Source organism: Robiginitalea sp. SC105, from assembly GCF_014243345.1.
Lineage (GTDB): Bacteria > Bacteroidota > Bacteroidia > Flavobacteriales > Flavobacteriaceae > Robiginitalea.
This window is the reverse complement of sequence record NZ_JACLZF010000001.1, coordinates 1,570,096-1,582,924: the sequence shown is the minus strand read 5'-3', so window position 1 is coordinate 1,582,924 and position 12,829 is coordinate 1,570,096. Positions and strand designations below refer to the sequence as shown.

Annotated in this window: 12 protein-coding genes; 10 read left to right on the top strand and 2 right to left on the bottom strand. The window is 56.6% G+C overall.

Annotation, left to right across the window (positions count from 1 at the left end; all coding sequences use genetic code 11):
* Positions 1-90 precede the first annotated feature (90 nt).
* On the bottom strand, positions 91-1,440 hold the full coding sequence (locus H7F20_RS07010) for an aspartyl protease family protein (RefSeq protein ID WP_185785394.1): 1,350 nt from the start codon (positions 1,438-1,440) through the stop codon (positions 91-93).
* A 165-nt stretch (positions 1,441-1,605) separates the two neighbouring features.
* On the opposite strand from H7F20_RS07010, the gene H7F20_RS07005 reads away from it, so the two are divergent.
* The 9 genes from H7F20_RS07005 (at position 1,606) to H7F20_RS06965 (ending at position 10,663) form a co-directional block, all read left to right on the top strand.
* Positions 1,606-2,805: a pyridoxal phosphate-dependent aminotransferase gene (locus tag H7F20_RS07005; RefSeq protein WP_185785393.1), complete on the top strand. Its 1,200-nt coding sequence runs from the start codon at positions 1,606-1,608 to the stop codon at positions 2,803-2,805.
* Positions 2,795-3,808 (top strand): UDP-N-acetylmuramate dehydrogenase, encoded by a 1,014-nt coding sequence (murB, locus tag H7F20_RS07000; protein ID WP_185785392.1) that lies wholly within the window; start codon positions 2,795-2,797, stop codon positions 3,806-3,808. Before H7F20_RS07005 ends, murB begins: the two co-directional genes overlap by 11 nt.
* A gap of 403 nt (positions 3,809-4,211) precedes the next feature.
* Positions 4,212-4,769 carry an RNA polymerase sigma factor gene (locus H7F20_RS06995; protein WP_185785391.1) on the top strand — a complete coding sequence of 186 codons (558 nt, stop codon included), beginning with the start codon at positions 4,212-4,214 and terminating at the stop codon, positions 4,767-4,769.
* Positions 4,770-4,775: 6 nt separating this feature from the next.
* Positions 4,776-5,534: an anti-sigma factor domain-containing protein gene (locus H7F20_RS06990; RefSeq protein ID WP_185785390.1), complete on the top strand. Its 759-nt coding sequence runs from the start codon at positions 4,776-4,778 to the stop codon at positions 5,532-5,534.
* Between the two features lie 74 nt (positions 5,535-5,608).
* Positions 5,609-5,809 carry a membrane or secreted protein gene (locus H7F20_RS06985; RefSeq protein ID WP_185785389.1) on the top strand — a complete coding sequence of 67 codons (201 nt, stop codon included), beginning with the start codon at positions 5,609-5,611 and terminating at the stop codon, positions 5,807-5,809.
* Positions 5,810-5,856: 47 nt separating this feature from the next.
* A complete protein-coding gene (locus tag H7F20_RS06980) occupies positions 5,857-6,432 on the top strand; it encodes an RNA polymerase sigma factor (RefSeq protein WP_185785388.1) in 576 nt (191 codons plus the stop codon).
* A gap of 99 nt (positions 6,433-6,531) precedes the next feature.
* Positions 6,532-7,410 carry a lipoyl synthase gene (gene lipA, locus H7F20_RS06975; RefSeq protein WP_185785387.1) on the top strand — a complete coding sequence of 293 codons (879 nt, stop codon included), beginning with the start codon at positions 6,532-6,534 and terminating at the stop codon, positions 7,408-7,410.
* Between the two features lie 29 nt (positions 7,411-7,439).
* A complete protein-coding gene (locus H7F20_RS06970) occupies positions 7,440-8,450 on the top strand; it encodes a type I glyceraldehyde-3-phosphate dehydrogenase (protein WP_185785386.1) in 1,011 nt (336 codons plus the stop codon).
* Positions 8,447-10,663, top strand: a complete 2,217-nt coding sequence (locus tag H7F20_RS06965; RefSeq protein ID WP_255443999.1) for a response regulator — start codon at positions 8,447-8,449, stop codon at positions 10,661-10,663. Before H7F20_RS06970 ends, H7F20_RS06965 begins: the two co-directional genes overlap by 4 nt.
* A 25-nt stretch (positions 10,664-10,688) precedes the next feature.
* Here the strand turns inward: H7F20_RS06965 and lpxK are convergent, their stop codons facing one another.
* Complete coding sequence (lpxK, locus tag H7F20_RS06960) at positions 10,689-11,678, bottom strand: tetraacyldisaccharide 4'-kinase (protein WP_185785385.1); 990 nt, start codon at positions 11,676-11,678, stop codon at positions 10,689-10,691.
* 53 nt (positions 11,679-11,731) lie between these two features.
* Here lpxK and H7F20_RS06955 point away from each other — a divergent pair, with 53 nt between their 5' ends.
* Positions 11,732-12,826, top strand: a complete 1,095-nt coding sequence (locus H7F20_RS06955; protein ID WP_185785384.1) for a Nif3-like dinuclear metal center hexameric protein — start codon at positions 11,732-11,734, stop codon at positions 12,824-12,826.
* Positions 12,827-12,829 lie beyond the last annotated feature (3 nt).

Genomic DNA, 12,829 nt, shown 5'->3' with positions numbered 1-12,829 from the left:
TCCATCCGGGGCAGCCCTTGCCGGATCCGGGGAAGTTGAATTTGTATGCTGGTGGGGGCCGCATCCCTGGCAGCGGGCTCGCCGGGGTGCCTATTCGAACAATTCCCGGAGTACGAAGGAGAACAGCAGGTCTTTGTTATAGCGTTCAATCAGCAGGCGGATGCGCTTGCCTTTCTTGTCGTTGATCATCTTCATCACCTCCTGCAATTTATACCGGTGGACCGATTTGCCATTGACAGCCAGGATAACATCCCCCTCCTGCAGGCCTACCTCTTCTGCCGGGCTGCCGGCGCGTATGGCAGATACGATGATTTCGGGTACCAGGCTCAGGCGCGTCCGCTGGGCGGTAAGGATCTGGACGGTCCCAAAAGTGTCTTCTTCATCCCGCTGCACCACCCCGCGCGTATCCGTAATGCGTTCGGCGATATACCGCATCCCGGCATGTTCCAGTTCGATCCCCGCCAGGTTGAAATGGAAGGGTTCCCCGAAAAGATTGTTGGTCCGCAGGGTAAGTTCCCCACTGGGATAGTTGATGACCATGTTGAAGCGCTTCAGCAATTCCCCCCCAACGCTGCCATCCCGGTCGCCCAGGTTCGGCAGGGCTTTAAAGGATTCCAGGTAGGGGAAGGCCGCCTTGGCATCCCGCAACACAAAGTCCCCGATGCGTATCTGTTTTACCTTGGTCCTTTTGCCATATATGGTACCGCTGAGGCCCTTCCCCAGGTAGTCTTCGTAGTTTTTCTCCGGTATTTGCAGGCCTTCCTGTTCATCCCGGAACAACCAGAGGGCATCGCTGCTGCCGGTGTCCATGAGGAGTTTGACTGCGAGTTCCTCCCCGCCTTCGAGGGTTACCCCGCCTTCCACATACGCCTTGTTCCGGTCCACGGTGATCGGGATGGTCACCTCCCGGGACCGTTTACGCTGCCTGTAGGTGGCCGGGTTGTGGAATCGCAAATAACGCCGGCCGTAATTGATTTCCACCACATGGTCCCTGAAAAGGTCGTACCCGATGATCCCGTGAATGGTCACGCCAAGGGAAGGGGAAAAATTCATGTCCCTGTCGAGGACCACATAAACCAGTTGTCCCGGGTTTACCATCCCGCGGACCTTGAAGATATTTCCGGCAGAGCTTAGGGCGTCTATTGGGTCGCCAGTGCCCAGCCCCTGGATCTGGATCTTTGCAACATTCCGCAATTCGACCGAATCCGTATCGGACAGGTTGAATAGGATCGGTTTGCTGACGCCTGTATCCAGGATAAACCGCAAGGGGGTCCCGTTTACCTCCACCGGGATAATCATCAGGTTGTTGACAAGCTCAAAACGGATCTTGGGGCTCTTTTCCGCCCCGTCCAGCAGTTGGTAATGCTGCGCTTCCCCCCGTGGGCAAATCAGGAGCAGCAGCAAGAGGAATACAGTTTTTAAGAAGTGTATGCCGTTCATTACCAAGGTCGTATCTACTAAAGTTACTGTTTTTTGCGATACAAAGCGCATTTTTAACATCCCCTTGGGTCAGGCCCGGAAGACCCCGTGCAAAATGAATCGGAGCCGGGATTTCGGTTGCGGGGACCGATTCCTTTTCTCATTTTTGCGGTAGAAACCATTCCTATGCCCACCCTCTCCAAAAAAGGCCAGGCCATGCCCGCCTCCCCGATACGAAAATTAGTGCCCTATGCCGAAGCGGCAAAGAAAAGCGGGGTGGAGGTGATCCACCTGAATATCGGGCAGCCAGATATCAAAACACCGCCCCAGGCACTGGAAGCAGTCCGGAATTTCCACATCGACGTGCTGGAATACAGCCGTTCCGAAGGCAACGAGTCCTACCGGGCCAAATTGGCGGAATACTATCGCAAAGTGGGCATAGATGTAGGGAAAGAAGAAATCCTGGTGACCACCGGGGGTTCGGAAGCCCTCTCCTTCGTGATGAATTGTGTGGCCGACCTGGGGGACGAAATTATCATCCCGGAACCTTTTTACGCCAATTACAATGGTTTTGCCACGGCCACAGGGGTCACAGTGGTTCCCATAGCATCCGGCATTGAAAACAATTTTGCACTCCCACCCATTGCCGATTTTGAATCCTATATCGGACCGCGGACCCGAGCCATCCTCCTCTGCAATCCCGGTAACCCAACCGGCTACCTCTATTCCCGGGAAGAAATAAGGTCCCTGGCGGAACTCGTGCGCAGGCATGACCTGTTCCTCATCGCAGACGAGGTCTATCGGGAATTCGCATACGACGGAGCGGAGCACTATTCGATCTTACAGGAAGAAGGGCTCAGGGAGCATGCCGTGGTGGTCGATTCGGTCTCCAAGCGCTACAGCATGTGCGGCGCACGTATCGGTTGCATCATCACGCGGAACGCCGCCCTGATGCAGACCGCCCTCAAATTTGCACAGGCACGGCTCTCCCCCCCGACTTTTGCGCAGGTGGCCAGTGAAGCCGCCCTGGATACCCCCCCCTCCTACTTTGAGGGGGTCATTGCCGAATATACCCGGAGGCGGGACCTCCTGGTGGAGGAACTCCGGAAAATACCGGGGATCATCGTGGCACGGCCCCGAGGCGCATTTTACTGCATGGTGGAGCTGCCCATCCGGGATGCCGACCATTTCGCCCAGTGGTTGCTGGAGGACTTCCGCCTCGACGGGGCCACCGTGATGCTGGCGCCGGCCGCTGGTTTTTACGCCACGCCGGGCCTGGGGGAAAACCAGGTTCGGATTGCCTATGTCCTTGAGGAAAAATTACTGCGCAAAGCCGTGAATATCCTCAGGGCCGCCCTTGAGAAATACAGGGAAGATGGATATTGAGCACAGGGTTTCCCTCAAAAAATACAACACCTTCGGCATTGATGTCCCGGCGAGTCATTTTATACGGATAGACAGCCTGGAAACCCTGCGGGAAGCGCTGGCCGAACCGGGCCTGCCGCCCCCCTTTATCCTCAGCGGGGGGAGCAACCTGCTGCTGACGGGACCCCTGGAAGCCCGGGTGCTCTACATGGATACGCGTGGCCGGGAAGTGGTGGCGGAGGATGCGGGCCGGATCAACCTGCGGGTGATGGCCGGTGAAAACTGGCACGAACTGGTCATGTGGACACTGGACCAGGGCTTTGGGGGATTGGAGAACCTGGCACTGATCCCGGGAAAGACCGGGACCGCCCCCATTCAGAATATCGGCGCCTACGGCGTGGAGATCAAGGACGTACTCCAAAGCCTGGAGGCAGTGGATATGCAGACAGGCGAACTGGTGAGTTTCAGCAGGGAAGCATGCGGATTCGGCTACCGGGATTCGGTTTTTAAACGGGGTGCCAGGGGCCGGTATGTCATCTGGTCGGTAACCCTCGGGCTTACCAGGAAAGGCCATGAAATCCGGACGGGTTATGGGGATATTGCGGGCTGGCTGGAACGGGAAGGCATCCGCCATCCGGAACCGGCCGATGTAGCCCGGGCCGTAATCGCCATCCGTAAGAGCAAGCTGCCGGACCCCGCGGTATTGGGCAATAGCGGTAGTTTTTTCAAAAACCCGGTGGTCCCGAAAACGCAGTACGAGGAATTGCTCCGCACACACCCCGGCATGCCGGGCTACCCACAGGAAGGCGACGGGATAAAAGTGCCTGCGGGTTGGCTGATCGACTCCCTCGGTCTGAAGGGAATGCGGCGCGGGGATGCCGGGGTACACGAAAAGCAGGCCCTGGTCCTGGTCAACCACGGGGCTGCAACCGGGGAGGAAATCCTGCAGCTGGCCCGGGAAATTCAACAACGGGTACTGGAGGCTTTTGATATCCGGATTGAACCGGAGGTGAACATCCTCTAAGTCGTGAATCCCCGGCCCCGGGGCCGGTATTTTACCCAAAGGCGCAGCCCGGGCAGCGGGCAGCCCCCAGCCCTGCCGGATGACAGGACCTGGTGGGTGGTAGCAGAGGTCATCCGGTTGAAAACCAGTGTCATACGGGAGGAAGCAGCAAACCGTCGGGGGAACAAAAGGCAACCGGGAAGGGCGGTAAAAATTAACCCCCGCAGGGATTATTCCTGCGGGGGTTATACCAAACCAAACTAACCAAACTAAACGCACAAACAGAAGACGCTGTGCGTCGAACTAATTCAAAGTATAAAACGCTGCAGAACAAAAATTCTTAACTTAGCGTTTCCCTATATACGTCAAGACCATAGGGTTTGGATGCCGGGTGGAATACTTTTTCCGGCCATCGCCCCGAATCATGAGCACACTACTCGAAAAACATATTGTTGAATTGCTCCGGGAGGGGGATGAAAAAGCCATCAGCCTGTTGTATGAACACTATGGGAACACCCTCTACGGGGTGGCCCTCAAGGTGGTGAAGAACGAGGAACTCGCCCAGGACGTCGTACAGGAGAGTTTTGTCAAAATCTGGAAAAAATCGCATACCTACGATGCCTCAAAGGCCAAATTGTTTACGTGGCTCTTCCGGATTACCCGCAATGCGGCCATCGACAAGCTGCGCAGTCTGAGCACAAAATCCGACAAGGAAATCCAAATCGATGTTTCGGACGTATATACGATAGGTGTGGAGGGCGTAAGCCCCGAATTGATGGACATGCAGAAGCACCTCGGGACAATAGAGCCGAAGTATCAGGTGGTACTTGAAGCCCTGTTTTTCCAGGGAATGACCCAACAGGAAGCCAGCGAGGAGCTGGACATCCCTCTGGGGACCATCAAATCCCGGCTCAAGATCGGCCTGAGGGAACTCAAGAAGATCTACGCTCCGGCCGTAATTATAGTATTAAGCTTATTATGATATGCCATGAAAGATAAGATACGACAGTTCCTGGAGTCCGACCTGTTGGAGCAGTATCTGCTGGATGCCACCTCTGCGGAGGATAGCGCCCGCGTCGAGCAATACATCGCCATGTATCCGGAAGTACGGGATACCTACCTCGAATTGCAGGAAAACCTGGAAGCCTATGCCAAATTGCATGCCGTAAAGGCCCCTGATGGCCTCAGGGAACGCATCCTGCACCGCGTCAGAAAGGAACGGGCAGGCCGCAGGCGGTTCCTGCAATACGCCGTTGCCGCCAGCATCGCCGCGATTTTTGCCGTCGGTGCCTCTTTCTGGTTCTACAACCAGAACATGAACCTGCGGCAGGAAAACGACCTGGTCAACAACAAAATCAGGGTGCTGGAAGCCGACATGAAAGAGCAGCTGGAAGATGTGCGCAACCAGTTTATCGTACTGAACAACCCCGGCACCCGGAAGTTCATGGTCAACGGGAACCAGAAAGCACGGGAACTCAAGGCCATTGCCTACGTGAACCCGGTCAAAAAGCTATCCTACATCAATGTGAGGAACCTGCCGAACCTCCCGGAGGACAAGGACTATCAGATGTGGGCAGAGGTAAACGGAGAAATGGTGAACCTGGGGGTTATCCGGAACTTCGAGGACAAGGAAAAACTCATGGCCCTCCCCTATGGAGAGAAAAGCCTGAGCTATATCACCATCGAACCCAAAGGCGGGAATACCACGCCAACCGTCCAGAACATTGTAGCGGACTTCTCCTACTGACCCGCTGCGTACCGAATACGAACAGCCCCTTGGAAGAGGGGCTTTTTTTGTATCTTTGCCCCAAATCGCTTTACATGAAACTCATCCTTCTCACTATCGGATTGCTGGCACTGGCCTTTGCGGGGATCGCCATCAAGATATGGGCTAGGAAAGACGGTGCCTTTGCCGGTACCTGTGCCAGTCAGAACCCCCACCTCAACAAAGACGGACAAGCCTGTGGCATGTGCGGCAAGATGCCCGCAGAGCAGGAGTGCCGCCAGGAAATGCAGGCCTGAACCGGAGGCCGCATGGCCGCGGAAAGCCCCATATCCCCCACCCCCAATTGCCATCAGACAAGGACATATTGCTGGAAACCATCGAAAAGGCCCGGGCCGGAAGCCAGGTAGCCTTCAGCCAACTTCTGGACGCCTTCTGGCCGGAGGTTTACCATTTCCAGTTGGGCCGCACCCAGAACGAAAATGATGCCGAGGACATCGCCATACAGACCTTTGCCAGGGCTTTCGATAAAATACATACCTACGATCCCGCGTTCGGATTCAATACCTGGCTGATCACCATCTCCAAGAACCTGCATACGGACCTTTTGCGAAAGCGCAAGCGCAATGTGTTGGAGGGCAGCGACAAAAGCCACGGGGAGGCGGTGAAAAAAGTACTGGATGACGCGCCCTCTGCCGAAGACCAGCTGATCATTGAACAGGACCTGAAAACCCTCCTGCAGCATATCAAAAAACTCAAGCCGGGGTACCGGAGCGTTATCGACCTAAGGTTTTTCAGGGAGATGAGCTATGCGGAAATCGCTGCGGAAATCGGGGAACCCATCGGGAACGTCAAGGTCCGGCTGCTCCGGGCCAAAAAGCTGCTGGCCAGCCTGATTGCCAGGGACAAGGATGCCAACTGAGACCGCCACGCGGCCGGGCGGCCGGCGCGGTACCTGAACCCCCGGCCGCAACATGCGCCAACCCCCGAATTAGTTCGTATATTTGCCTAAAATTTCGCTATGAGCACTACCGCAGTACCAGCAACCGCCGAGCCTGCCAAAGGCAAGCCCAAATGGCTCCGGGTCAAGCTGCCCACAGGGAAGAAATACACCCAATTGCGAAAGCTGGTCGACACCTACGACCTGCATACCATCTGTACTTCCGGCAGTTGCCCCAACATGGGTGAATGCTGGGGGGAAGGCACGGCCACCTTTATGATCCTCGGCAATGTCTGCACCCGTTCCTGCGGTTTCTGCGGGGTAAAAACCGGCCGGCCGACTTCCGTGGACTGGGCAGAACCCGAAAAAGTGGCGCGCTCCATCAAAATCATGGGCATCCGGCACGCAGTGGTTACCTCCGTGGACCGGGACGACCTGAAGGACATGGGATCCATCCTCTGGGCGGAGACGGTCAAGGCCATCCGCAGGATGAACCCGGAAACCACCCTGGAAACGCTTATCCCCGATTTCCAGGGGGTGGAACAGCACCTTGACCGGATCCTGCAGGTAGCCCCCGAAGTCATCTCACACAATATGGAAACCGTGCGCAGGCTCACCCGGGAAGTGCGCATACAGGCCAAATACGACAGGAGCCTGGGCGTACTGCAGTATCTCAGGGAAAACGGGGCGAACCGGACCAAGTCGGGCATCATGCTGGGCCTGGGGGAGACGGAACCCGAAGTACTCCAGACCCTGGAGGACCTCCGGGGCGCAGGGGTGGATGTGGTGACCATCGGACAGTATCTGCAGCCCTCCAAGCGCCACCTGCCGGTGAAGGAATTCGTTACGCCCGAGCAATTTGACCGCTATCGGGAAGCGGGGCTCGCCATGGGATTCCGGCATGTGGAAAGCGGCGCCCTGGTCCGCTCTTCCTACAAAGCGCATAAACACATTCACTAAGCGGCCCATTGGGCCTATTTCAATACGATTTGAAAAAGATCACCATCGGAATCAACGGTTTTGGCCGGATCGGGCGTACGTTGTACCGGTTGCTGGAACCCGTCCCATACATGGAGGTGGTCCTGGTCAACGACCTGGCCGACAGCCGCACCCTGGCCCACCTCTTGCAATACGACAGCATCCACGGTATCCCGGCTGCAGGGGTTGAAGCCCTGGACGACGGATTCCGGATGGGATCGGCCCGGAGCCGCCTGACCAATTTCCAGGAACCGGGGCTCATCCCATGGGGGGAACACGGCGTGGACCTGGTGGTGGAAGCCACCGGGCGCTTCAAATCCCGCCCGGACCTGGAGGGCCACCTCCGGCAGGGGGCCCGGAAGGTGCTTTTATCATCGCCATCCGACTCCCAGGACATCCCCATGGTGGTGTATGGCATCAACGACGAACTCCTCGATGCGGACATGGATATCATCAGCTGCGCCTCCTGCACCACCCACAATGCGGCGCCCATGATCCGGGTCCTGGATGATCTCTGCGGGATTGAACAGGCCTACATCACCACCGTGCATTCCTATACCTCCGACCAGAGCCTCCACGACCGGCCCCACCGGGACCTGCGCCGTGCCCGTGCCGCTGCGCTTTCCATCGTCCCCACCACGACCGGGGCTGCCAAGGCGCTTACCCGCATATTTCCGCATTTATCGGAGGTAATCGGGGGTTGCGGCATCCGTGTGCCCGTGCCAAACGGCTCCCTGACCGACATTACCGCTCACGTCCGCAGGCCGGCCAGCATTGCCGAAATTAATGCTACATTTATGGAGGTTTCCCAAAAAGAACTGAAAAACGTTCTTTTTTGTACGAAAGATCCGATAGTTTCGATTGATATAAACAATAGTTGCTACTCCTGTACGTTTGATTCTCAGATGACTTCCGTGGTGGGGAACCTGGTGAAGGTCATTGGTTGGTACGACAATGAAACCGGCTACAGCAGCCGGGTCAGGGATACGATCGAATTACTGATAGAGCGAAACTTTATTTGAGACGCCTGTTACGACATACGGTTTGCCTGCTTATCCTGTTTTCCGGTCTCTGGTCGGGGCACCCCCTGTATGCCCAGCAACCAACGCAAAACCAGCTGCAATTCGAGGCGTATATCAACCAGGCACGCTCCTACTGGAACAAGGACACCTTTGACCTGGCCCTGGAGGAACTCGATAAAGCGGCTACCTGGGCAGAGCAGCAGCAGGACGACAAAGGCCTGATTGATTGCTACCACTACTTTGCACTGATAAACCTGGATATGGGGAAAGAGGAATCCGCCCAGTTCCATAACGGCCGGGCTGCCGTTTTCCTGGAAACCAACGAATATCCGTACGGCACGGCAGTCCACTATTACATCAATGCCAAGATCCTCTTCTCGGAAGGGAATTATTTCCAGGCCATCTACATGCTGGGCGAGGCAAAGTCCCGCACCAACGACAGGAACCTGCTGAACCGCATCACGCTTTTTGAGGGCGACAGCTACCGCAGTATTGCAAAATACGCCCAGGCGGAGACCAATTACAATTCCCTGCTTGTAAACAACGACCCTTTTGAACGGGACTTCCTGCGGGCGCGCGCCTACCTGGGCCTGGCGCTGCTGGACAGGGAACAGGACCTGTTTCCGGAGGCCATCGAAAATGCACGGAACGCCCTGGAGGTGTCCCGGGCCAACGGGTTTACCACGGAGTACATCGAGTCTCACGCATTGCTCACCGAAATGTTCACAGCTGCCAACCGCTTCGAAGAGGCGCTTATGTATAACCGGGGCCTGATGCATTACAAGGATTCCGTACGGAACATCGCCAGGGAAAAGGCGGAACTGGAAACCGCAGACCGTATACAGACGGAGTATATGCAAAAAGAAATCGATCGGCAGGACGAGCAGATCAGGGACCTGAGTGAATCCGCCAACCGCTCGGAGCTCACGGCCATCCTTTCTTCCGCCTTCCTGATCATCATCTCGCTGCTGGCGGTGTCCCTGTACAGGAACAACCAGATCAAGCTCAAGACCAACGACCTGCTACAGACCAAGAACCGGGAATTGCACGCGGCACGGGATGCGGCCGTTCAGGCCATGGAGGCCAAGACCAACTTCCTGTCGACCGTAAGCCACGAACTCCGGACCCCCCTGTATGCCGTTACGGGCCTGACCCACCTGCTGCTGGAAGAAAACCCGAGCCAGGAACAAAAAGAACACCTCAAGGCCCTGAAGTTTTCGGGGGACTACCTCCTGAATTTTATCAACGATATTTTGCAGATCAACAAGATCGACGCGGAAAAACTGGACATGCTGGAGGTGGAATTCAATTTACAGAAAATCATTGCGGAGGTGATGAATTCCCTCCAGCAAACCGCCAAGGAAAGCAAAACGGAGATGATCCTGGACTTCGACCCGGACATCCCCTCCCACCTGATGAGCGACCCCGTGAAACTCTCCCAGATATTTATGAACCTGATGGGGAATGCGCTGAAATTCACCAAAAACGGTGAGGTATTCGTCCTGGCGCGCCTGGTAGGCAAGGAAGACGACCGGGCCCGGGTATATTTTGAAGTCCGGGATACCGGGATCGGCATCAGCGAGGAGCAGCAACGCACCATCTTCGACAGTTTTGAACAGGGCTCCATACAGATCAACCGGGAATACGGTGGTACCGGGCTCGGGCTGACCATCGTCAAGAGCCTGCTGGGGCTCTTTGGCAGCGAAATCAAACTGGAGAGTACCCTGGGGCAGGGAAGCTCCTTCTTTTTTGAGATGGATTTCAAATGCAAGGACGACCTGATTGATGACGTACCGTTTGAGGTCACCCAAAAGGAGTACGATTTCAAGGGCCTCCATGTCCTAATTGTGGAAGACAACAAGATCAACCAGGTGATTACCCGGAAAATGCTGGCCAAGAAGGAAATCACCTCCGATATAGCCAGCAATGGGACCGAGGCCATTGAAATGGCGAGTTCCAACAACTATGACGGTGTCCTGATGGACATCCATATGCCGGGTATCAGCGGGGTTGAAGCCACCCGGGAGATCCGGAAGTTTGACCCGGAAACCCCGATTATCGCGCTGACGGCCATTTCCCTGGACGACAGCCTGGAGGCTTTCTATGCGGCCGGTTGCAATGACGTGGTGACCAAACCCTTCAAACCCGAGGTTTTCTACCAGAAGATCGGCGAGAATTTCCTGGAGCCGAAACTTCGCAAAACACTTTCCTGAAACAGGACATTGGCGATCCTGCCTCTCAAAGGGAGGTAATGAAATCCATGAGCAACTGCTCGTCTTCCCGCCCGAAGCGATGGGAAACCCCGATTACCCAGTAATCGGAAAGCCGCCCCTGCAGCCTCGCCGCATCCTTTTCCGTGGTCAGGATTTGCGGCCGGCCCCTCAGCCATTCGATTTCCTTTTCGGTGAAGCGGTGGTGGTCCGGGTAATCCAGGTGTTCAAAACGGATTCCGAGTTTTTCCAGGTGCCGCAACAGGGGCCCGGGACGGGCGATCCCCGTCACCAGTGTTACCGGCCCCCGGACCAGGGCTTCTTTCTGAACGACCTGACCGGATTGATCCCGGATGTGGGAATAGGCTAGGCTGGCAAAGACTACCTGCTGACCCGGGTCCGGGCGCAACTTGCGGCGGATGCGTTTGCGGGCCTCCGTCCCGGGTAATTCGGGGCATTTGGTCACTGCAATGATATCGGCACGCCGGGCCTGGGATTTGTGGTCGCGCAGGTCGCCGCTGGGCAGGTATCCCTGATCGGTGTACAGCGCATCCCAGGCGGTGAGCAGGATGGACCCGTCCGGGCGGACCCTCCGATGCTGGAAGCCGTCATCCAGCAGGATCAGCGCAGGGTTCACCAATTGCTGGAGCCTGCGGATGCCCCGCTGCCGGTTGGCATCTACCGCCACGGCCACGCCTGGGAATTTCCGGGAAATCTGGGCCGGTTCATCCCCGAGGATATCGGCCGAAGGGTCCGGGCCTGCCAGGACAAACCCCCTGCTCTTTCGGCGGTAGCCCCGGCTGAGCACGGCCACCCCCTGACCGGGCATGCGGGAAAGAATCCACTCCACCATGGGCGTTTTGCCGGTCCCCCCAACACTCAGGTTGCCAATGCAGAGCACCGGGGTACTGAAATGCTTAGAAGGGAACCAGCCCCGGTCATAGCCCAGGTTCCGCAGCCATACTACGGCAGCATAAACCAGCGACACGGGCCAAAGCAGTTTTCTCAGGACCTCCATAGGAGCGAAAATAGTTTATTTATCTTTGAAGGAATCCAAAAAACCGCCCTGGGATGACCGTAAATGATATAGCCGCCAGGCTCGAGGAACTGGCACCCCTTGACTTTGCCGAGGATTTCGACAATGTTGGCCTGCTCGTGGGGGACCCCGGCATGGAGGTAAACGGTATCCTTATCACCCTGGATACCCTGGAAGCAGTCGTGGAGGAGGCCATTGAAAAGGGCTGCAACCTGATCGTCAGCTTCCACCCCATCGTATTCAAGGGCCTGAAAAAGATTACCGGGGGCACCTATGTGGAGCGCGTGGTGGCCCGGGCCATCGAAAACCGGGTGGCCATCTACAGCATCCACACCGCCCTGGACAATGTCATGCGAGGGGTCAATGGCCGGATATGCGATGAAATCGGCCTTTCGGACAGGCGCATCCTGATCCCCCGGAAAGGGCTCCTCCGGAAACTGACCACCTACGTACCCGAATCGGGGCGGCAGGCCTTGCTGGAGGCGCTCTTTGCCGCCGGGGCCGGGGAAGTGGGCAACTACTCGAGCTGCAGCTTCAGCAACACCGGGGAAGGGACCTTCCTGCCCGGAGAGGAAGCCAACCCCACCCTGGGTGCAAGGGGGCAGCTGCAACGGGAGCCCGAATCCCAGCTGCACCTGACCTTTACCGCCGACCGGGAGAAGCGCATCCTCCGCGCCCTGTGGGAGAACCACCCCTATGAAGAAGTCGCCTATGAGGTAACCTCCCTTGAAAACAGCTACCAGCAGGTGGGGATGGGGATGGTCGGCACTCTGCAGGAGGCCCTGGGCGAAAAAGACTTCCTGGAATTGCTCAAAGTACGATTCGGGACGCCCTGTATCCGCCACAGTGAGCTTATGGGAAATACGATTCGGCGGGTAGCCGTACTGGGGGGCAGCGGGGCCTTTGCAATCGGCGCAGCCAAAGCCGCGGGGGCCGATGCCTTTGTAACCTCGGACATCAAATACCACGAGTTCTACCAGGCAGCCGGGGAGCTGTTGCTTGCAGATGTCGGGCACTATGAAACTGAGCAGTTTACAAAAAACCTGCTGTACGATTATCTTACAGAAAAAATCCCTAATTTTGCGATCTCTTTATCGGGGACCCGAACGAATCCCATCAATTATTATTAGAAG